Consider the following 19476-nt stretch of genomic DNA (forward strand, 5'->3'; position numbering starts at 1 on the left):
CAACTCCACAGGTGAAGTTATGATGCATCCTGCCATCCGAACCGAACCGAGTACCAGCGGCGACCTGGGCGGCCCCGCCCTCCGGGCCTTTTTCAGCCTGGCCGAGCACTGGAAACTGAAGGGTGCCGAGCAGCGGACCCTCCTGGGCGATCCGCCGGAATCCACGTACTTCAAATGGAAGAAACAGCAGGATGGCTCGCCCTCGCGCGATGTCATTGAACGCATCAGCTACCTGCTCGGCATCTGGAAAGATCTGCAGATCCTCTTCCCCGATACGGCCCAGGCCGATGCCTGGGTGCGCAAGGCGAACGATGCGCCGCTGTTCGGAGGCCGCTCCGCCCTCGACCGCATGCTCTCCGGCAACGTCGCCGACCTCTATGTCGTCCGCCAGTACCTGGACGCCCAGCGCGGCTGGAACGGATGAGCGCCGCGCCGCCGCTCCATCGCGTTCGCTGGAGCCACGCCTACCGCATCGTTTCCAGCCGTTTCCCGCCTGTCGGCCTGTTCGATCGCATTGCCGACCCGCGCGATATCGACGCAGTGATGCAGATCGAATCCATGACCAACCCACGCCTGCGCGACGAGATCGGCGCGCTGAGCCTTGTACCACCCGAGCGCCGCATCAGCGGGCCCGGCACCAGTCCGGTCATGGCGGCGTTCGCCCATATCTCGCCCGACGGCAGCCGATTCTCCGATGGCCACTGGGGTGTGTTTTACGCCGCGCATACGGTCGCCACCGCGATCGAGGAAACCGTGTTTCACCGCGAAGCCTTCATGGCCGCGACGAAGGAGCCGCCCACCGATGTGCAGGTGCGTTGCTACCGCACGTCCATCAGCGGCTCGTTCCACGATATACGTGGTGGATGGCTCGCCGAGCACGATCCCGATTCGTACGTGGCCAGTGTGAAGCTGGCGCGCGAACTACGCGATGCGGGCTCGAACGGCATTGTTTACGACAGCGCCAGGCACACCGGAGGCGAGTGCATTGCCGCCTTCTACCCGGATGTCGTCGCCCCCTGCACACAGGCCGAACACTTCATTTACCGGTGGAATGGCACGCGCATCGAGGCGGTGCTTAAGGTCACGGCGGTGGAACGTCAAGGTTTGTCGAGCGGCACCTAAACGGGTTACGGTCGGGAAATGAAACGCCTGACGCTACTCCTCACCCTGCTGTTTCTCGCCTTCGGCGCCGCTGCCAAGGATAACGACCACGCCAAGTGGGAGCCTGATATCCAGGCTTTCGAAGCCACGGACAAGGCTACGCCGCCCCAGCAGCATGCGGTGCTGTTCATCGGCAGCTCGTCCATTCGCTTCTGGCAAAGCCTCGACACCGATTTCCCCGGCTACCACGTCATCAACCGTGGCTTTGGCGGTTCCGACCTGGATGATTCCACGGCGTTCGCCGACCGCATCGTCAAGCCGTACCACCCGGCCGCCATTGTCATTTACGCCGGCGACAACGACCTGGCGAACGGCGATACCCCGGAGCAGGTCCGCGACGACTTCATCGCTTTCGTGGCCAAGGTGCGTTCCTACGACCCCGAGGTGCCGATCGCCTTTATCTCGATCAAGCCGAGCATCGCCCGCATTAACCTGCTGCCGAATATCGATCGCGCGAACCAGCTGGTGCGCGACCAGGCCATGAAGGAAAAGGGCGTGGCGTTCCTCGACGTGGCGCCCGCCATGGTCGATGCGGATGGCAAGCCGAAGCCGGATCTCTTCAGGGAAGATGGCCTGCATATGACGCCGAAGGGTTACGCCCTTTGGGTGGCGCAGGTGAAGCCGTGGCTGGCCGACCACGCGATGGCGGCCCAAGTTAAACAGACGCCAAACGCGACCCCGAAGTAGTACGGGAACTTCACGGCTCCGCCCTTATCTAAGTATTCGATCGCCGAGAGGCGACCTGTTGGTAATCAGCGGGCAGACTGGCCGACTGATTATCCCGGGTCCCGCTATTTCCCCTGATAGCCTGGACCCGACGCGACCCCGGCAGCTCCTCCCCTGGCTGCCGGGGTTTTATTTTGCCCAAAGAAAAATTTCGAACAAAAAAATAACGGGCCGGCTTTCGCCGACCCGTTGTGCTTTCTGCCGTGCCTGTCTGGCTTACGCGCGCAGACGGCCCGCGTACGGACGGATGGACGTGTCGAACGCACGCCATACGCCATCGTTGCCTTCAATGTTCAGGACGATATCGGAATCGGCCCGAGCCGCTTCGATGCGGCGAGCCTCGGTGAACGCACACTCGAGGGCGTCATCGCGGGAGCAGAACTCACCGTATTCGGCTTCGTTCTTCTGCAACAACCAGAGACCTGGCCCTACCGACTCAAACGGAATATCGAAGACAACCACGACGGATCCACCCTGTTCGACCTTGGATGGTTCCATCGTAGAGATCCGTTCGTTAGGCCGCCGTTGAGTTTCAGTTGTCTTCGCCGGAAGCGAAGCCTTCGCGGGTCCCGCGCTGGAACACCTTGTCGTCGGCCAGCACCGCTGCCGCGGCGACCGCGTTGCCATGCGAAAGCTTCTCGTAGATCGGGGTGAAATCCGGGCGGGTGGCATCGAACAGCTGATCGAAGCTGTCGATCACGAAGTAGGTTTGCTGGAACGTATCGATCCGGTACTTCGTGTTCATGACCCGCTCGAGGCCGAAGCCGATCCGGTTGGGGGCCGGCGAATCGATGGAGTAAATGGACTCGCCCTTGGAGCTGACGATGCCCGCGCCATAGATACGCATGCCTTCCGGCGTGTTGATCAGGCCGAACTCCACGGTGTACCAGTACAGGCGCGTGAGGTTCATCAGCGCCTCGGGGCCGATCGCGTATGCCTTCATGCCGCCCTTGCCGTAAGCCTCCATGTAGTCGGCGAAGACTGGGTTGAGCAGCAGCGGCACGTGGCCGAAGAGGTCGTGGAACAGGTCCGGCTCGGAGAGGTAATCGAGCTGGTCGGGGCGGCGGATCCACCAGCTCACCGGGAAGCGGCGGTTGGCCAGGTGGTCAAAGAAGACTTCATCGGGCAGCAGGCCTTCCACGGCCACGATCTGCCAGCCGGTCGCTTCGCCCAGCACCTTGTTCAGGTCATCGAAACGGGGAATGCCGCCCTCGCCGAAGCCGAAGCGTTCCACGCCTTCCAGGAATTCCTTGCAGGCGTAGGACGGCAGCAGCTCGCGCTGGCGCTTGTACAAGGTGTCCCACACCTCGTGGTCCGTCTTCGAATAGCTGGCCCACGGCTGCTCCACGATGCCGGTCGCGTAGACGGGCACGTATCCGCGGTCGGTCTGTTGGTGTTCGACGCGACGGGGATTGTCCATGGCGGGCCTCCTTGGGGCAGTTGCGGTGGGTAGGACAACAGCATAGGCGCAATCTGGCGCAAGAGGCTTGTGTTGTTGCACGCGCAGACCTAAATAGTGCAATCATGTTGCGTATTAGATCGTTATGGCGGAATTTTCATGCAAGGCAACCTCGATCGCACCGATCTGCGCATCCTGGCCACCCTCCAGGCGAACGGCCGCATCAGCAATGCCGAGCTGGCCACCGAGGTGAACCTTTCACCGTCGGCGTGCCTGCGCCGGGTGCAGCGTCTCGAGGGCGACGGGATCATCGCGGGCTATGGCGCCCGGCTGGAGCCGCGGGCCATCGGCCTGGGCTTGCAGGCCTTCGTCCGCGTGCAGCTATCCCGGCATGAAAGCGAGGCGGTCGCCGCCTTCTCGGCCACGGTGGCCGACTGGGACGAGGTCGTGGCCTGCCATGCCCTCACCGGCGACATGGACTACCTGCTCCAGGTGTACGTGGCCGATCTCGACGGCTTCTCGGCCTTCCTGCTGGACCGCCTGCTCAATGCGGCCGGCGTCGCCGACGTGAATACGAGCTTCGTCCTGCGTACGGTGAAAGCGAGCACTGCCTTGCCGCTCGGCAATGCCAAGCCAGCGTGATTTAAGAAGAAATTAAGATCGCTCTAGCGGCGGGGTCGCCGCGTCGTTAATCTTGTGCGCTCCATGGAAGCTGCCACCGCCAATCCTGCCCCTCGCGACCGCATGCGCCCGTTGCGCTACCTGTGGCGCGTGCCCCTGCTTCTGGCGAACATCGTGTTCGCCATCGTCATCTGCGCCTTCATCCTGAGCTGGCGCGGCGGGGTCATGAAGAACGGCCGTGAGCCCTTCGCCCACCGCAGTATCCGCCTGTGGTCGAACCTCCAGCTGAAGATCTTCGGCTTTACGGTGCACCGCTACGGCAACGCGCTGCACGACCCTGTCCTGTTCGTGGCCAACCACACCTCGTGGCTGGATATCGTGCTGCTCCATTCGCAGCGCGCCGCCTGTTTCGTGGCCAAGGCCGAAATCGCGCGCTGGCCGCTCGTCGGCTGGATGGCCGCCCGTGGTGGCACCATCTTCCACCGTCGCGGCAATAACCACTCGCTGGCCTCCGTCATGGCCGTGATGGTCGAACGCCTGCGCGAAGGCCGCGCCGTCGCCGTGTTCCCGGAAGGCGGTACCGGCCATAACGGTGTGCTCCGGGTCTTCCATGCCCGCATCTTCCAGGCCGCGCTCGACGCCGAGGTGCCGGTGCAGCCGGTGGCCCTGCGTTTTGCCCGCCACGGCCGCCGTGTCGTCGACGCCGGCTTCCGCGAGCACGAAAGCTTCATGGGCAACTTCCTGCGTTTGCTCGGCGACCCGCCGCTGGACGTGGAAGTGCACTTCCTTGAACCCGTGGCCACCTCTGCCGATGGCCGCCGGCGCATGGCCGAAACGGCCCGTGAGCGCATCGCGCTGGCGCTGGATACCGACACACCGGCATGAGCCTGCCACGGGGGGCCGATTTCCATCCGCCATGGCCGCTACGCAGCGGTCATATCCAGACGATGCTGTCGTCCAGCGGTATCCGCCGCCAGCTGCTGCCCAAGCGGGCGCACCGGGTGCAGGAAGACGCGCGCGAAGTGCTGGTGGATGTGGGCCACGGCGACCGCCTGAGTGGCCGCTACACCGCGCAGACGACCGGCAACGAATCGCGCGGCCTGGCCATCCTGTTCCATGGCTGGGAAGGCAGCGTCGATTCAACTTATGTGCTGCAGACCGGCAGCCGCCTGCTGGAAGACGGCTGGGATATCTTCCGCCTGAATTTCCGCGACCACGGCGACAGCCACGGCCTCAACGAAGCGCTGTTCCACTCGTGCCGCATCGATGAGGTGGTGATCGCCCTGGGCGAGATCTGCCGCCTGTTCCCGGCGAAGGTCACCGGTCTGGCCGGCTTCTCCCTCGGCGGTAACTTCGCGCTGCGCGCGGCCATGCTGGCCACGCGCGAGGCCATGCCGCTGGATTACGTGCTGGCGATCTGCCCGATCATCGACCCGGCCGAGGGCCTGTTCTCGTTGGAAAGCGACGCGCCGTGGATCTACCAGGCGTACTTCATGCGCAAGTGGCGCCGCTCGCTCCGCCAGAAGCAGCAGGCGTTCCCGCAGGAAACGTATTTCGAGCTGGCCGAGCTCAACCAGAACATGCGCGATCTCACCCGGTCGCTGGTGCTGCGCCATACGGACTTCGGTTCGCTCGAGGCCTACCTCGATGGCTACTCCATCGCGGGCGACCGCCTGAAGGCCCTGCATATCCCGGCCACCATCCTCACCTCGCGCGATGACCCGGTCATCCCCGTGGCTGCGTTCGACCAGCTCGACCTGCCGGCCAACGTGGAGCTTGATATCGCGCGCTACGGCGGCCATTGCGGGTTTATCCGCGACTTCGGCATGACCAGCTTCACCGACGATTACATCGCCGCACGATTCAACGCGATCGCCCGCTGACCTCGCCTTCGCACGGGCGGTGCCACGCTGGCGCGTATTTCAGGAGAGCAGCATGCGACTCAAGAGCAACAGCATCGAGCACGGCAAGCCCGTCCCGGAACAGAACGCCTTCATGGGCCCGGCCCCGGCGCCGGAACGGCTGAAGCCCGGCGGCAACGCCACGCCGCACCTGGCCTGGACCGAGGTCTCGGACAAGGCCCGCTCGTTCGTCATCGCCGTGATCGACACCGACGTGCCGTCGAAGCCCGACGACGTCAACGTCGAAGGCCGCGAAGTGCCGCGCAACCTGCCGCGCGTGGAGTTCGTGCATTGGCTCATGGCCAATATCCCGCTTGAGTGCCGCGAACTGGCTGAAGGCGCTTGCGGCGAGGGCATCGTTCCCCGCGGCAAAGGCAACGGCAAGATCAAGGACGACCTGGTCGGCCCGCCGGGCTCGGTGCAGGGCCTGAACAGCTACACCGGCTGGTTCAAGGGCGATCCCGATATGGAAGGCCATTACCATGGCTATGACGGCCCGTGCCCGCCGTGGAACGACTCCATCGTGCATCACTACCACTATCACGTGTACGCGCTGGACGTGGCGACGGTGCCGCTCGAAAACGGCTTCAACCTCGAGGAGCTGCGCGATGTGATCAAGGGCCATGTCGTCGACGAGGCCGTGATCACCAGCACCTACTCGCTGAACCCCAAAGTGAAGGCGTGATGGCCAGGTGAACGGGGCGGCTGAACGAATCGCCACGTTTCCGCCCAGCACTTCACGCAGCATGCGCGGCGCGCGAGCCTAAATGGGCTCGCGCACCACACGGGAGGCCCCACCATGCTGCACTACGCCCTGGTTTTCCTTGTCATCGCCATCATCGCGGCCATTTTCGGCTTCGGTGGGATCGCTGGCACGGCCGCCGGCATCGCGAAGATCCTGTTCATCATCTTCCTGATCCTGGCCATTATTTCGTTCTTCCGCGGCCGTAGTGTGTAGGAGCGCGCTCGCGCGCGATAACCTGCCACGATGACCTCCACGTCACCCGCCGCCCCCTAACCTCATCACCCCCATCCGACCACGGAGACCGCCATGACCAAGCCCGACGACCACGTCGCCAACGTCGCCAACGCCGCCGCGAATACCGTGTCGGCCGCCGCACGCATTGAAGAGCGCGCCGAGCGGGTGAAGCAGGCGACCACCGACGCGGTGGACCGCACCCGCGACGCCGTGGACCGCGCCACCGACCGCACGAAGGATGCCGTGGATCGCGCGGCCGATCGTGTCGAGTCGGGTCTGCATAACGCCACCGACCGCGCCGCCCATGGCGCCACCCGTGCCGCTGAGAAGGCCGAAGAGGCCAAGCTGCGTAGCAAGGAGGCCTATGACGACGCCGTGGACAAGGCCAACGACTGGCTGGACGTCGCCCGCGATTACGTGCGCGAGAAGCCGGTACAGTCGATCGCACTGGCGGTTGCCGCCGGCTGGCTCGCGGGCCGTATCCTGCGTAATTGATGGGCTACGCCCGGGGGATGATGCATGCTGGATGACGGAACCCCGGGGCAGACCGCGGCGGACGACGCGGCACCCGGTGACGAGGCGCCGAAGGGGCCTGCGTTCGCCATGCCGGCCTGGATCGATGACGTGCGCCGGCTCGGCCGCGGGCTGAAGCACCTCTTTGGCGCCCAGCTCGCCCTTGCCGCTGCCGAGATCGGCCTCGCCCGCAGCGGCATCGTCATGATGCTGTTCATGGGCCTGGCCGCGATCACCTTCGCGGTGGGGCTTGGTTTCACCTTGCTGGCGCTGGCCGGCTGGGGCCTGGCGCAATGGTTCGGTTCATGGGCCTGGGCGTTGGCCGCCCTGGCCGGTCTTCAGGTGATTTTGTTGCTCCTGGCCATCCTGGTCTTCCGCCACGGCATGCGCTGGCTTACCCTGCCGGCCACCCGTGCCGAACTCGCCACCCTGGCGAAGCAGGCAGCGGCGCAGGGCAAGGCCGAGGGCGAACTTCGCGAAAAGGGTTGAGTCGATGGGTATCTTCAGCAGCATGGCCAAAGTGACCGAGGCACGCGCCCGCGTGGCGGCCGCGCGTGCTGAAACCGTCGAGCCAGCCGCCGCGCTGATCGCCCGTGGCTACGAACATCCACTGACCGTGCTCGGCCTCGCCGCCGGGTCCGGTTTCCTCCTCAGCAGCGTGAAGGTGAACCCGCTCGGCGTGCCGGGCGTAAGCAACCTCGTAGCGGGGGGCACGGCCGATATCGTCGGCAAGATCGTGTCCATCGCTGCCGGCAGCTTCCTGGGCGAGATGGCCAGCGACGCGGCCGACGCCGCCGACGAGATACCGTGAACGAGTCACCGAACCCCCTACCTGCACCTGCACCGCCCGTTTCCACCGTGGCTCCCGGCGTCGCCGTGTCCACGCTTGCCGCGCCATCGCGGCGCAAACCTGGCAGTGGCCGTAGTACCCGGCGCATCTCGCGCCACCTGCGCGCCATCCGTATCGGGCTCACGGGCCTGATCCTGCTGACGCTGCTCTACACGGTCGCCATCTCCAAATCGTTGCTGGTGCCGCTGGTGCTGGCGGGCTTCATTGGCCTGGCGCTGAACCCGATTGTTGCCGCGGCGGGCCGCTGGCGTATTCCGCGCTGGCTCGCGGCCGTGGTGGTCATGCTGCTGCTCGGCGCGGGTCTGGTCACGGCCGTCGGCACGCTATCGACGCCGGCACTTAACTGGTTCCATGAAGCACCCTCGGCGATGCGCGCGTTCGCGCCGAAGATCAAGCCGATGACCCAGCAGATCGAGGCGGCAAGCCGCGCCACGCAGACGCTGGTCGGCGGTGCGGTGGTGCGCAATACGCAGCAACCGAATACGTTTGCCTTTACCGCGTGGGATATCGTTGCCACCGCGCCGAAGATCATCGCGAGCGTTCTTACCGTCGCGCTGCTCGTGTTCTTCTTCCTGGTGTATGGCGACGAGATCCTCCGTCGCGCTGTCGAGATCTCGCCAACGTTTGCGTACAAGCGACATACGGTAAGCATTGTCCGAAGCATCCAGGTCGAGGTCTCCAGCTACCTGCTGCTTACCGCAGCCATCAACGTGACGCTCGGCTTGGTCACCGCAGGCATGCTCTATCTGTATGGCGTGCCGGATCCGCTGTTGTGGGGTTGTTTCGCGACCGTCGCGAACTTCATTCCGTACGTGGGCGCGATCAGTACCACCACCGTGCTCGCGGTCGTCGGTGCGTTGCACTTCCAGGAACTCGGCCCTGCGTTGCTGCCTGCCGCCACGTTCGCGGGTATCACCGCGGTGGAAGGCAACATGATCACGCCGATGCTGCAGGGTCGGCGCTCGCGGTTGTCGCCCGTCGCGATCCTGCTGTGGCTGCTGCTATGGGGCTGGATCTGGGGCATCCCGGGCGCGATCCTCGCCGTGCCCATGCTCACCTGCGTCAAGCTCATCACTGCGAAGCTCCGCGGCTGGGAGTGGTTCGCGCACATCATCTCCCGCTGACCCCGCTATCGTAGGAGCGCGCTTGCGCGCGATGTGCTTGCCTCAGTCCTTCTAAGTCGTGCCGCCTGCCGGCGGATCGCGTGAAAGCACGCTCCTACACGGGCGTTCGGCCCGTCACAAGGGTGAAGGTTTGCAGGAAGTGGAAATCGGGGCGGGCGAGGGCAAACCTCGGGCTTGCCGGGTCGCAGAGATCCATAAGCGCTTCGTAGTCGTCGGCACCCAGGTACGGCGCCAGTCGCGCACCCCACGAATCGCGGAACAGCGTTTCGGCGATGTAACGCTCTGCATCAGCATCCACCGGCGAAATGCGATCGATCGCGAATGTGTGCGCGGTGACATGCTGAAATCCCGCTTCGCGTAGCAGCCCCACATTTGCACGCACTGCGCTGAGCCCGCGCTCGTCGACCGCGTACTTATCGCGGTAGTACGCGCGCACCGCTTCGTTCACCACACGCTCCAGCCGCGCATCCCACGCGAAGCACATGTCCGGCAGGAACGAGCTCTGGCCGAGCGCCATGCGCCCGCCCGGGCGTAGAAGCCCGGCAAGCGTACGGATGCCATCCAGGGGCGAGCGGAGGTGGTTGACGACGTTGACCGACCAGATCGCATCGAACGCTTCGCCCATGAACGGGGGCGCCGAAAGATCGGCCTGTAGGGCATCGCCCGCATGGCTGGCCGCGACGACATGGGCCAGCGCCAGGTCCATGCCGACCACCGTGCCCATGGCCCCCACTTCATCACCGAGCCACGCAAGTGCCTCACCGGTACCGCAGCCGGCATCGAGCACGCGCATGCCCGGTTCCAGGCCGAGGCTGGCGATCGCCTCGCGCAGCTCGGGGGCCGCGAACGCATTGAAGCGGCGGAGCTTCTCGCTGTAATCGCGCGCGGCGGTATCACCCAGCAGGCCGCGCGCCGGTGCCGGCATCACGCTCATGCAGCGTGAGTGCCTGGAAGCGCCACAACGGTTGTAGGAGCCCACCCTGTGGGCGACATCATTCAAGGAACCCGTAGGAGCCCACCCTGTGGGCGACGCCTTTCGTACAGCCGCCACAGGGTCTGTGGCTCTTCCGCAAAAGATGTCGCCCACAGGGTGGGCTCCTACAATCGTTGCGCCGTGAGATCGTTACCAGGCGATGCGCGCGCGGTCGCGGTAGAAGTCGCCGGTGCCGGCTTCGTGTTCGTTGACCAGGGCGGCCCAGACCACGCCTTCGGCGCTTTCAGCAACGGGACGGCCACCTGCGCCGCCGAGGTCGGTGGCGGTCCAGCCGGGGCAGACGGCGTTGATCAGGATCCCGCTGCCCTGGGTCTCCCGGGCGACGACCTGCGTGTACGCGTTGAGCGCCGCCTTCGAGATCCGGTACGCCGGTGCCTTTTCGCCACACATGGCGTGAACCGCGCACTCGCTGGAGATGTTCACGATGCGGCCGTAGCCGTGCCGCCGCATGATCGGGAGTGCGGCCGCGGTCAGCGACCACGCGCCAAGCAGATTCACATCCAGCGCGCCGCGAATATTCTCCAGATCGCCATCGGCCGCCTTGCCGGCGTGATCGAAGTACCCACCCGCATTGTTGATCAGGATATCGAGCCGGCCGAACTTGCCGTCGATATGCGCGACAGCCGCGTTGATATCCCGCGGCTTCGTCACATCAAGCTTCAGCGAATACGCATCGCCACCCAGCTCACGCACGGCCTTCAGGGCTTTGTCGCCCTTCGACGGCTCGCGCATACCCATGAACACGGTGATGCCCAGCGCGGCGAGCTGCTTGGATACTTCCAGCCCGATGCCACGGCTCGCGCCGCTCACCAGCGCGATGCGCTGGCTGAGCGGCGGATCCATCGCAAGGGTCGAAGGCCGTTTGGCCCGCACAGGCAGGCGGTGAACCTTCGCGCTGCTCATGGCACCTTTGCAACCTCGCTACAGGCGGTGTTGCCACAGGCTTCCCAGCCGCCGCCGAGTGCCTTGTACAGCTGCACGGCGCGCACATTGATCGCAGCTTCCGCCTCGGCCAGCTGGTCCTCGGCCGAGAGCTGGGTGCGCTCCGCGTCCAGCAGTTCCAGGTAATCGGTGCGGCCCGCGTCGTAGCGAAGCTTCGCCAACTCAGCGGCGCGGCGGCTTTCCTTCGCCTGCACGAGCAGCTTCTCGACGCGCTCACGCTGCTGGTTGAAGCCCACCAGCGAGTTATCCACATCTTCCAGCGCGGTAAGCACCGTGCGATCGTAGTTCGCGCGGGCCTCTTCGGCGCGGGCCTTCGCACCCTTCACGCCCGAAGCGACACGCTGCACGTTCAGACCCTGCCACGAGATGCTCGGCGCGAGCGAGAACGCACGCGAATCCGCGCCACCGAAATCGTTGCTGCGACCGGCAAGGAAGCCGATAAAACCACCCAGCGAGATATGCGGGAACCAATCAGCCTTGGCGACGCCGATGCGGGCATTCGCCGCGGCGAGCTCGCGCTCGGCGATACGGATATCCGGGCGGCGCTGCAGCACGTCGTCGGCACCACCGATGGCGAGGCTGACATCGATCGGCTTGAACGTCGCCGGGGAAAGATCGATGTCGAGCTCACCCGGGCGAGCACCGAGCAGCACCGCGATGCGGAACTGATCGGCGGAGGCCTGGGTTTCCAGTACCGGCAACTGCGCTTCCACCGAAGCCAGGCGCGCCTTCGCGCTGGCCAGGTCCTGCTCGGCGCCGGTACCGACATCGACACGCGCCTGGATCACCTTCAGCGAATCCTGCTGGTTGGCGATGTCGCGCTTCGCGACATCGATCCGCAGCTGGGTACCGCGCAGGTCAAAGTAGTTGCGCGCCACTTCGGCGAACAGCGAGACCTGCGCATCCTGCACCGATGCCTCGCCAGCGTCGGCATCCGCACGCGCCGCTTCGACCGAGCGGCGGATACCGCCGAACAGATCCAGCTCCCAGGCGGCATCGAAGCCCGCCTGGTACGCCGTGGTGGTCACGCGCTGGTCGGTGAAGCCTGGCTGCTGTTCGCGGCTACGGGTGTACGACACACCGGTGTTGATATCCGGGATCTGCTGCGACTTCGCCGTGCCCAGTGCCGCACGGGCCTGGCCCAGCCGGGCCAGGGCGATCTTGAGGTCGGGCGCGTTGGTGGCCGCGCGCTGGATAAGGCTATCCAGCGTCGGGTCACCGAACTGCTTCCACCACTGCGCCTGGAAGTTGGCCGTGGTCTGCTGCGAGGCATCGACGCCCTGCAGCGTGACCGGGGCTTCCTTCGGCGCGTGGTAGTTCGGGCCCACGCTCGCGCAACCGGCGAGGACGAGGGCGGCGAACAGGGCCGTGGTACGAATCATGGTTTTCATGGATCAGACCTCACGAGCCGCGTGTTCAAGAAGGCGGCGCTCACGGCGAGCGGCACGCTTCGCCTCGGAGCGTTCGTTCCACGCGCGGATCAGCACATAGAAGAGCGGGGTAAAGATCAGGCCGAAGAAGGTGACGCCCAGCATGCCGGCGAACACCGCCACGCCCATGGCATGGCGCATTTCCGCGCCGGCGCCATGCGAGGTCACCAGCGGCACCACGCCCATGATGAAGGCGAACGAGGTCATCAGGATCGGGCGAAGACGTAGGCGGGCTGCTTCAAGCACGGCATCCACGCGGTTCATGCCTTCGATTTCGGCCTCGCGGGCAAACTCGACGATCAGGATCGCGTTCTTGCACGCCAGGCCCACCAGCACGATCAGGCCGATCTGGGTGAAGATGTTGTTGTCGCCGCCGGTCAGGATCACACCGGTGATCGCGGACAGCAGCACCATCGGCACGATCAGGATCACGGCCAGCGGCAGGCTCAGGCTTTCATACAGCGAAGCCAGCACCAGGAACACGAGCAGCACCGACAGCGGGAACACCAGCACGGCGGTGTTGCCGGCCAGGATCTGCTGGTACGTCAGCTCGGTCCACTCGTAGGTCATGCCGTTCGGCAGGTTGGCCTGGACAAGCTTCTCCATGGCGGCCTGGGCCTGGCCCGTGCTGAAGCCCGGTGCCGCGCCACCGTTGATCTCGGCGGTGGGGTAACCGTTGTAGTGCTGCACGCGATCCGGGCCGTTGCTCTGGCGCACGGTGAGGAACGAACCCAGCGGCACGAGATCGCCCGCCGCGTTACGCGTCTTCAGGTTGGCCACATCCGACGGCTCGTGGCGGAAGCCCGGCTCGGCGGAAACGTTGACCTGATAGGTGCGACCGAAGCGGTTGAAGTCGTTCACGTAGAGCGAGCCGAGGTAGGCGGCCATCGTCTGGAACACATCGCCCAGATCGATACCTTCCGACTTCGCCTTCTCGCGATCGATATCCGCGTCGTACTGCGGCACGCTCACCTGGTAGCTGGTGAACAGGTGGGCAAGTTCAGGCGTCTTCTGGCTCTGCGCGATGATGCCCTGGGTCTGCTTGTAAAGCTCCTCGAAGCCCATGTCGCCACGGTCTTCGATCTGCATGCGGAAACCACCGATCGTGCCCAGGCCATTCACCGGCGGGGGCGGGAAGATCGCGATGTACGCATCCTGGATCGAAGCGAACTGGCCGTTGAGGCGGGCAGCGATCGCTTCCGCCGAGAGGTCCTTCGAACGGCGCTCTTCGAACGGCTTGAGCGTGACGAACACGATGCCGGCATTGGTGCTGTTGGTGAAGCCATTGATCGACAGGCCCGGGAACTGCACGGCGCTTTCGACGCCCGGATCCTTCAGCGCGATATCACCCATGCGGCGGATCACGCCTTCGGTACGGTCGAGCGAAGCGGCATCCGGCAGCTGCGCGAACGACACCAGGTACTGCTTATCCTGGGTCGGCACGAAGCCGGTCGGGGTCTTGGCGAAGCCGAGCACACCCAGGCTCACGAGGCCGGCGTACAGCACCAGCACCACGGCCGAGAAGCGCAGGATCTTCTTCACGCCACCGACGTAACCGTCAGCCGCTTTTTCGAACGTGCGGTTGAACGGACGGAACAGCCAGCCGAGGCTGCGATCCATCCACACGGTGAGCTTGTCCTTCGGCTCGTCGCGGCCCTTCAGCAGGATCGCGGCCAGTGCTGGGGAAAGCGTGAGCGAGTTGAACGCCGAGATCACCGTCGAGATGGCGATGGTCAGGGCGAACTGGCGATAGAACTGGCCAGTGAGGCCGCTGATGAAAGCAGCCGGCACGAACACGGCGCAAAGCACGAGGGCCGTGGCCACGATCGGGCCGGTCACTTCGGTCATCGCCTGGCGCGTGGCCATCTTCGGATCGAGCCCGTGCTCGATGTGTCGCTCGACGTTTTCCACCACCACGATCGCATCGTCCACGACGATACCGATGGCGAGCACCAGGCCGAACAGGGAGAGCGCGTTCAGCGAGAAGCCCGCGACGTACATGATCGCGAACGTACCGATCAGCGAGACCGGCACCGCGACGAGCGGGATGATCGAGGCGCGCCACGTCTGCAGGAACAGGATCACGACGAGCACGACCAGGATGATCGCTTCAAACAGCGTATGCACCACCGCTTCGATCGAACCGCGCACGAACACGGTGGGATCGTAGACGATCGAGTAATCGACGCCCTGCGGGAATTCCTTCTTCAGCGTAGCCATCTCGGCACGCACTTCGTCCGAGATCGCGATCGCGTTCGAACCCGGGCGCTGGAAGATGGGGATCGCGACGGCTTCCTTATTGTTCAGGAGGCTGCGCAGCGCGTAGTTGTTCGAACCGAGTTCCACGCGCGCGACATCGCGCAGGTGGGTGACAGATGCGCCATCGCTGCGAACGATGATGTTGGAGAAGTCATCTTCCGTGATCAGGCGGCCGCGCGTGTTGATGTTCACCTGGAACGCGTTGCTGTTGGGGCCCGGGGGCGCGTTCAGCGCACCGGCCGCGACTTCGATGTTCTGCTCGCGGATCGCATTCACCACGTCACCGGTGGTGAGGTTGCGGATGGCCAGCTGCTCCGGGTTCATCCAGATGCGCATGCTGTACTCACCAGCGCCGAACAGCTGCACGTCACCGACGCCATCCAGGCGGGCGAGCTGGTCCTTGATGTGCGTGCGTGCATAGTTCGACAGGTAGAGCATGTCGTAGCGGTTATCCGGCGACGTGAGATGCACGACCATGGTCAGGTCGGGCGAGCTCTTGGTCGTCGTCACGCCGAGGCGCTGCACTTCCTCCGGCAGACGCGGCTGCGCCTGCGCCACGCGGTTCTGCACCTGCACCTGGGCGTTATCCAGGTCGGTGCCGAGCGCGAAGGTGACGGTGAGCGTCATCGCGCCATCGCTGGTCGACTGCGAGGAGGTGTAGAGCATGCCTTCCACGCCGTTGATCTGTTCTTCCAGCGGCGTGGCAACGGTTTCGGCGATGGTCTTGGGGTTGGCGCCGGGGTAGGTCGCCTTCACCACGACGGTGGGCGGCACCACTTCGGGGTATTCGCTGATCGGTAGCTTGAACACGGCGATACTACCCGCGATCAGGAAGAGCACCGATAGCACGCCCGCAAGGATCGGGCGTTCTACGAAGAATTGAGCGATTTTCATGGGAGGAATCAGTCCTTCGCCTGCGCGACGCTATCGACACCGGCCGGGCGGCTGGCGACGTTGCGCGCGCTATCGGGTACCAGGGAGGCCATGGCCACGCGCTTGGCGTTCACTTCCACGCCGGGGCGCACGTGCTGCAGGCCGTTCACGATCACGATGTCTTCGGCATTCAGGCCGCTATCGACGACACGCAAGCCGTCGACCAGCGCACCGGTGGACACGCGGCGGTATTCCACCTTCTTGTCCTTGCCGACGACGTAGACGAACTTGTTGCCGAGGTCGGTGCCGACGGCCTTGTCGTCGATGAGCGCACGCGGCTGGGCTTCGCCGCTACGCAGTTCGACGCGGGCGAAGAGGCCAGCGGTGAACGCGCCATCGGCGTTCGGGAACACGGCGCGGAGGCGGATCGTGCCAGCACCGGCCTTCACCTGGTTGTCGACGAAATCGATCTTGCCGATGTGCGGGTAGCCCTGTTCGTCAGCGAGGCCCATGTCGACTTCCGGCGCGTGGCCGTTCTGGCGGCGCAGGCGGTCGAGCTTGAGGAAGCTCTGCTCATCGACGTCGAAGTACACGTACATCGGGTCGGTGGTGACGACGCTGGTGAGGGTATCGGTCGGGGTGACGAGGTTGCCAGCGGTGATCTGCGCGTTGCTGACCTTGCCATCGACCGGGGCGCGCACCTCGGTGAACGAGAGATTGAGACGGGCGTTGTCGAGCGCGGCCTGCACCGACGCGACCTGTGCCTTGGCGCTGGCAGCGGCGGTGTCGAGGCGATCGGCCTCTTCCTGCGAGACGGCGTGCTGTGCGACGAGCTTGCTGCCGCGGGCGGCGTTGGCGTCGGCGTTCTTCGCTTCAGCCTTGGCCTGGGCCAGGTTCGCGGCGAGGCGGTCGCTCTCGGCGCGGTACGGGCGCGGGTCGATGGTGAAGAGCAGGTCGCCCTTCTTCACCACGGCGCCTTCGCGGAAGTGCACCGAATCCACGTAGCCGCTGACGCGCGGGCGGATCTGGATCGTATCCACGGCCTGGATCCGGCCGGTGAAGGTATTGCTGTCGCTGACCGGGCGGAGCAGGACCTGGGCCACGGTCACCTCGGGGGTGGGCATGGCGTGGGCCGGTTCCGCGGCGTGGGTGCTGGTGGGCGAGCCCAGCCAGACGGCGGACGCGATGGCGACGGCCAGGGCGGACGAACCGAACAGGATTTTCTTCTTCATGGAGGGGGGTCCGATGAGTGTGTGTAGGGGAGCCGAAAGGGTTCGGGGCGGCGCAGGATCCAACCTCAACGTTGGTTGAGGTCAAGCCGGTCCGTCTCAGGAGGCGTAACCTAGGTCTTGCGCGTCAAGCGAAAAATGGGTCTACAATCATTCCGGCTGTGACGCTCAGTCACGAATCAATCGAAACCGGAGTCGGCGATGGAAGACTTTTCCGCTATCAGCGTGTTTGTCCGGGTGGTCGAAGCGAAGAGCTTTTCCGCTGCCGCCACGCACCTGGAAATGACCCCCTCGGGGGTAAGTCGCGCCATCTCCCGGCTGGAAGAAAGCCTGGGTGCGCGGCTGTTCTTCCGTTCGACGCGTTCGTTGCGTTTGACCGACGATGGCGGCGCGTTCTACGCGCGTTGCAAGGAGATTCTGGCGGATCTCACCGAGGCCACGGAGGCTCTGGGCTACGCCAAGACCAAGCCGGCGGGCAAGTTGCGCGTGGCCGCGTCGTCAGCCGTGGGCCGGGCCGCGTTGATCCCGAACCTGGCGGAATTCGAGGCCCGTTACCCGGATATCCGCCTCGAACTGACCATGTGCGACTTCCCCTTCGATCTGAATGAGGAAGGCTTCGATTGCGCGATCCGCATGGGCGAGCTGGCCGATTCCAGCCTCATCGCGCGCAAGATCGGCCACTTCAGCAATGTGCTCTGTGCCTCCCCGGCGTATCTCGCCCGGCATGGCATGCCCAGCTCGATCGAGGACCTGAAGACCCACCGTACGGTGAACTTCGTCCACCCGAACACCGGCAAGCCCTACCAGTGGCAGTTCGACTCCCCGAGCGGCCGCGTGTCGGTGGATGTCGATGCGCACATGATGATCAACGACGGTGAGTCGGTGATCCAGGCGGCGATCGCTGGGCTCGGCATCATCCAGGCCCCCCACTGCCTGGCCGCCTGCGCCCTGCAGAAGGGCCTGCTCGAGATCATCATGACCGACACGATCTCGACCGGCTCCAACCTGTGGATCGTCTACCCGCAGAAGCGCCACCTCTCGGCCCGCGTGCAGGCCTTCATCGAGTGGACCAGCGAGCTGTTCCAGCGCACCAGCGACCCGCAGTGCCGCCTGGTCGAAATGCAGCAGGCCGAGCTCGAAGCGGCGCGCAAGAAGGCGCTGCCGGCCATGGCCGCGGTGGCCTGAGGCCCTCGCTTCATAAATCTTCATTCGGATTTCAGGCATTTCATCAGGCCTGGCGTTGGACTGGGGGCTCCATGACACGGAGCCCTCACCATGCTGCGCCACCGCCTTGCCTGCCTCATCCTTGCCCTGACTGCGCCTGCGGCGTGGGCCGCCGCCTACGCGCCACCTAAACCCGGCCCCGATGGCTGGCCCACCGCCAGCGCCGCCACCCTCGGCTGGGACACGGCGCTACTGGATAGCCTGCCGGCGAAGATGGCCGACGGTACCTATAAGAAGATCACCAGCGTGGTCGTGGCCGACCATGGCCGGCTGGTCTACGAGGGCTATTTCAACGGGGGCTCGGCCGAGGCGCTGAACGACGTCCGTTCGGCGACGAAGAGCCTCACCGCCATGTTGGTCGGCGCCGCGATCGCGCGCGGTGCCATCAAGGACGTCCACGCCCCCGTGTACGCCTTCTTCCCGGAAATGAAGCTGGAGAAGCCCGACCCGCGGCGCGCCGGGATCACCCTGGAAGACCTGCTCACGATGAGCTCGATCTGGGAGTGCGACGACGACAATCAGTTCTCCACCGGGAATGAGGAGCGGATGTACGTGTCCGAGCGCTGGCTGGGCTTCGCGTTGAACCTGCCGGTGCGTGGCTACGCGCCGTGGGTGCAGCGGCCAGCCGATTCGCCCTATGGGCGTACGTTCTCGTACTGCACGGCCGGTGCCTTCGTCGCGGGCGCGGCTGTTGAGCGTGCGGTAAAAGAGCCGCTCGCTACGTTCGCGCGCGATGCGCTTGAACAACCCCTAGGCATCACCGAGTCCCACTGGAACGTCTCCAGCGAGGGAATCGGCATGGGTGGCGGGGGTACCCGTTACCGTTCGCGCGACCTGGCGAAGTTCGGCGAGCTGGCGCTCGACGGCGGCGCATGGAAGGGCAAGCAGGTGCTGCCCGCCGCGTGGGTGAAAGCGATGCTCTCGCCGCATGCCCAGGCCCGCGAAGAAGCGGAGTACGGATACCTGTGGTGGCGTTTCCACTTCGCGATCGATGGCGTCGATACGCCGGTGTGGGCGATGAGCGGCAACGGCGGTAACTACGTATTCGTGGTGCCCTCGCGTGGCGTCGTGGCCGTCATCACCAGCCAGGCGTACAACGAGCGCTTCGCGCACCCTCAGTCGCAGGGTCTGTTCCGCGACATCGTGCTCAAGGCCCTGCCCAAACCCTGACCACCCGTAGGAGCCCACCCTGTGGGCGACGCCGTTCGCGAAAGAGCCACAGGGCCTGCGGCGTTATCGCGAAAGATGTCG

General features: G+C 65.2%; 21 protein-coding genes. 14 read left to right on the forward strand and 7 right to left on the reverse strand.

Annotated features, from left to right (window positions below; genetic code table 11):
- Positions 1-22 precede the first annotated feature (22 nt).
- From L2Y96_RS00510 to L2Y96_RS00520, 3 genes are read left to right on the forward strand one after another with little or no spacing between them, the layout of a single operon-like run.
- Positions 23-424: an MbcA/ParS/Xre antitoxin family protein gene (locus L2Y96_RS00510; protein WP_247337211.1), complete on the forward strand. Its 402-nt coding sequence runs from the start codon at positions 23-25 to the stop codon at positions 422-424.
- Positions 421-1122 carry an RES family NAD+ phosphorylase gene (locus tag L2Y96_RS00515; RefSeq protein ID WP_247331024.1) on the forward strand — a complete coding sequence of 234 codons (702 nt, stop codon included), beginning with the start codon at positions 421-423 and terminating at the stop codon, positions 1120-1122. The genes L2Y96_RS00510 and L2Y96_RS00515 overlap by 4 nt, the downstream gene beginning before the upstream one ends.
- A gap of 18 nt (positions 1123-1140) precedes the next feature.
- Positions 1141-1848: an SGNH/GDSL hydrolase family protein gene (locus L2Y96_RS00520; RefSeq protein WP_247331025.1), complete on the forward strand. Its 708-nt coding sequence runs from the start codon at positions 1141-1143 to the stop codon at positions 1846-1848.
- Positions 1849-2103: 255 nt separating this feature from the next.
- On the opposite strand, the gene L2Y96_RS00525 is transcribed toward L2Y96_RS00520, so the two are convergent.
- Both L2Y96_RS00525 and phhA read right to left on the reverse strand, forming a co-directional pair.
- Positions 2104-2385, reverse strand: a complete 282-nt coding sequence (locus tag L2Y96_RS00525) for a hypothetical protein (RefSeq protein ID WP_247331027.1) — start codon at positions 2383-2385, stop codon at positions 2104-2106.
- 34 nt (positions 2386-2419) lie between these two features.
- Entirely contained in the window at positions 2420-3307 is an 888-nt protein-coding gene (phhA, locus tag L2Y96_RS00530) for a phenylalanine 4-monooxygenase (protein WP_247331029.1), read from the reverse strand.
- A gap of 138 nt (positions 3308-3445) precedes the next feature.
- Here phhA and L2Y96_RS00535 point away from each other — a divergent pair, with 138 nt between their 5' ends.
- From L2Y96_RS00535 to L2Y96_RS00575, 9 genes are all read left to right on the forward strand, one after another.
- The gene (locus tag L2Y96_RS00535; protein ID WP_247331031.1) at positions 3446-3928 is read left to right on the forward strand and encodes an Lrp/AsnC family transcriptional regulator; all 483 of its coding nucleotides are present in this window, start codon (positions 3446-3448) and stop codon (positions 3926-3928) included.
- Positions 3929-3991: 63 nt separating this feature from the next.
- On the forward strand, positions 3992-4792 hold the full coding sequence (locus tag L2Y96_RS00540; protein ID WP_247331033.1) for a lysophospholipid acyltransferase family protein: 801 nt from the start codon (positions 3992-3994) through the stop codon (positions 4790-4792).
- A complete protein-coding gene (locus L2Y96_RS00545; RefSeq protein WP_247331034.1) occupies positions 4789-5790 on the forward strand; it encodes a YheT family hydrolase in 1002 nt (333 codons plus the stop codon). The genes L2Y96_RS00540 and L2Y96_RS00545 overlap by 4 nt, the downstream gene beginning before the upstream one ends.
- A 52-nt stretch (positions 5791-5842) precedes the next feature.
- Positions 5843-6493, forward strand: a complete 651-nt coding sequence (locus L2Y96_RS00550; protein WP_247331036.1) for a YbhB/YbcL family Raf kinase inhibitor-like protein — start codon at positions 5843-5845, stop codon at positions 6491-6493.
- Between the two features lie 114 nt (positions 6494-6607).
- On the forward strand, positions 6608-6766 hold the full coding sequence (locus tag L2Y96_RS00555; RefSeq protein ID WP_247331038.1) for a DUF1328 domain-containing protein: 159 nt from the start codon (positions 6608-6610) through the stop codon (positions 6764-6766).
- A 93-nt stretch (positions 6767-6859) separates the two neighbouring features.
- Positions 6860-7282: an ElaB/YgaM/YqjD family protein gene (locus tag L2Y96_RS00560; protein WP_247331039.1), complete on the forward strand. Its 423-nt coding sequence runs from the start codon at positions 6860-6862 to the stop codon at positions 7280-7282.
- A 24-nt stretch (positions 7283-7306) separates the two neighbouring features.
- Positions 7307-7789, forward strand: a complete 483-nt coding sequence (locus tag L2Y96_RS00565) for an ABC transporter ATP-binding protein (RefSeq protein ID WP_247331041.1) — start codon at positions 7307-7309, stop codon at positions 7787-7789.
- Positions 7790-7793: 4 nt separating this feature from the next.
- A complete protein-coding gene (locus tag L2Y96_RS00570; RefSeq protein ID WP_247331043.1) occupies positions 7794-8111 on the forward strand; it encodes a hypothetical protein in 318 nt (105 codons plus the stop codon).
- Positions 8108-9274 (forward strand): AI-2E family transporter, encoded by a 1167-nt coding sequence (locus L2Y96_RS00575; RefSeq protein WP_247331045.1) that lies wholly within the window; start codon positions 8108-8110, stop codon positions 9272-9274. The genes L2Y96_RS00570 and L2Y96_RS00575 overlap by 4 nt, the downstream gene beginning before the upstream one ends.
- Positions 9275-9368: 94 nt before the next feature.
- Here L2Y96_RS00575 and L2Y96_RS00580 read toward each other — a convergent pair whose 3' ends face one another.
- From L2Y96_RS00580 to L2Y96_RS00600, 5 genes are all read right to left on the reverse strand, one after another.
- Entirely contained in the window at positions 9369-10208 is an 840-nt protein-coding gene (locus L2Y96_RS00580; RefSeq protein ID WP_247331047.1) for a class I SAM-dependent methyltransferase, read from the reverse strand.
- A 189-nt stretch (positions 10209-10397) separates the two neighbouring features.
- Positions 10398-11171: an SDR family NAD(P)-dependent oxidoreductase gene (locus L2Y96_RS00585; protein WP_247331048.1), complete on the reverse strand. Its 774-nt coding sequence runs from the start codon at positions 11169-11171 to the stop codon at positions 10398-10400.
- Complete coding sequence (locus tag L2Y96_RS00590) at positions 11168-12601, reverse strand: efflux transporter outer membrane subunit (protein WP_247331050.1); 1434 nt, start codon at positions 12599-12601, stop codon at positions 11168-11170. Before L2Y96_RS00590 ends, L2Y96_RS00585 begins: the two co-directional genes overlap by 4 nt.
- Before the next feature lie 3 nt (positions 12602-12604).
- A complete protein-coding gene (locus L2Y96_RS00595; protein WP_247331052.1) occupies positions 12605-15793 on the reverse strand; it encodes an efflux RND transporter permease subunit in 3189 nt (1062 codons plus the stop codon).
- An 8-nt stretch (positions 15794-15801) separates the two neighbouring features.
- On the reverse strand, positions 15802-17004 hold the full coding sequence (locus tag L2Y96_RS00600; protein ID WP_247331054.1) for an efflux RND transporter periplasmic adaptor subunit: 1203 nt from the start codon (positions 17002-17004) through the stop codon (positions 15802-15804).
- Positions 17005-17202: 198 nt separating this feature from the next.
- Here L2Y96_RS00600 and L2Y96_RS00605 point away from each other — a divergent pair, with 198 nt between their 5' ends.
- Positions 17203-18186: a LysR family transcriptional regulator gene (locus L2Y96_RS00605; protein ID WP_247331056.1), complete on the forward strand. Its 984-nt coding sequence runs from the start codon at positions 17203-17205 to the stop codon at positions 18184-18186.
- Positions 18187-18276: 90 nt separating this feature from the next.
- Entirely contained in the window at positions 18277-19395 is a 1119-nt protein-coding gene (locus L2Y96_RS00610; RefSeq protein ID WP_425492496.1) for a serine hydrolase domain-containing protein, read from the forward strand.
- Positions 19396-19476: the final 81 nt, after the last annotated feature.

Origin of the sequence: Luteibacter aegosomaticola (genome assembly GCF_023078475.1) — a bacterium.
GTDB classification, from domain to species: domain Bacteria; phylum Pseudomonadota; class Gammaproteobacteria; order Xanthomonadales; family Rhodanobacteraceae; genus Luteibacter; species Luteibacter aegosomaticola.

Coding starts and splice junctions, on each gene's coding strand:
- L2Y96_RS00525 (WP_247331027.1), bottom strand. CDS start 2,385: ATGGAACCATCCAAGGTCGAACAGGGTGGATCCGTCGTGGTTGTCTTC.
- L2Y96_RS00580 (WP_247331047.1), bottom strand. CDS start 10,208: ATGAGCGTGATGCCGGCACCGGCGCGCGGCCTGCTGGGTGATACCGCC.
- phhA (WP_247331029.1), bottom strand. CDS start 3,307: ATGGACAATCCCCGTCGCGTCGAACACCAACAGACCGACCGCGGATAC.
- L2Y96_RS00585 (WP_247331048.1), bottom strand. CDS start 11,171: ATGAGCAGCGCGAAGGTTCACCGCCTGCCTGTGCGGGCCAAACGGCCT.
- L2Y96_RS00540 (WP_247331033.1), top strand. CDS start 3,992: ATGGAAGCTGCCACCGCCAATCCTGCCCCTCGCGACCGCATGCGCCCG.
- L2Y96_RS00520 (WP_247331025.1), top strand. CDS start 1,141: ATGAAACGCCTGACGCTACTCCTCACCCTGCTGTTTCTCGCCTTCGGC.
- L2Y96_RS00560 (WP_247331039.1), top strand. CDS start 6,860: ATGACCAAGCCCGACGACCACGTCGCCAACGTCGCCAACGCCGCCGCG.
- L2Y96_RS00535 (WP_247331031.1), top strand. CDS start 3,446: ATGCAAGGCAACCTCGATCGCACCGATCTGCGCATCCTGGCCACCCTC.
- L2Y96_RS00610 (WP_425492496.1), top strand. CDS start 18,277: ATGCTGCGCCACCGCCTTGCCTGCCTCATCCTTGCCCTGACTGCGCCT.
- L2Y96_RS00595 (WP_247331052.1), bottom strand. CDS start 15,793: ATGAAAATCGCTCAATTCTTCGTAGAACGCCCGATCCTTGCGGGCGTG.
- L2Y96_RS00510 (WP_247337211.1), top strand. CDS start 23: ATGCATCCTGCCATCCGAACCGAACCGAGTACCAGCGGCGACCTGGGC.
- L2Y96_RS00555 (WP_247331038.1), top strand. CDS start 6,608: ATGCTGCACTACGCCCTGGTTTTCCTTGTCATCGCCATCATCGCGGCC.
- L2Y96_RS00565 (WP_247331041.1), top strand. CDS start 7,307: ATGCTGGATGACGGAACCCCGGGGCAGACCGCGGCGGACGACGCGGCA.
- L2Y96_RS00545 (WP_247331034.1), top strand. CDS start 4,789: ATGAGCCTGCCACGGGGGGCCGATTTCCATCCGCCATGGCCGCTACGC.
- L2Y96_RS00600 (WP_247331054.1), bottom strand. CDS start 17,004: ATGAAGAAGAAAATCCTGTTCGGTTCGTCCGCCCTGGCCGTCGCCATC.
- L2Y96_RS00570 (WP_247331043.1), top strand. CDS start 7,794: ATGGGTATCTTCAGCAGCATGGCCAAAGTGACCGAGGCACGCGCCCGC.
- L2Y96_RS00605 (WP_247331056.1), top strand. CDS start 17,203: ATGGAAGACTTTTCCGCTATCAGCGTGTTTGTCCGGGTGGTCGAAGCG.
- L2Y96_RS00550 (WP_247331036.1), top strand. CDS start 5,843: ATGCGACTCAAGAGCAACAGCATCGAGCACGGCAAGCCCGTCCCGGAA.
- L2Y96_RS00515 (WP_247331024.1), top strand. CDS start 421: ATGAGCGCCGCGCCGCCGCTCCATCGCGTTCGCTGGAGCCACGCCTAC.
- L2Y96_RS00590 (WP_247331050.1), bottom strand. CDS start 12,601: ATGAAAACCATGATTCGTACCACGGCCCTGTTCGCCGCCCTCGTCCTC.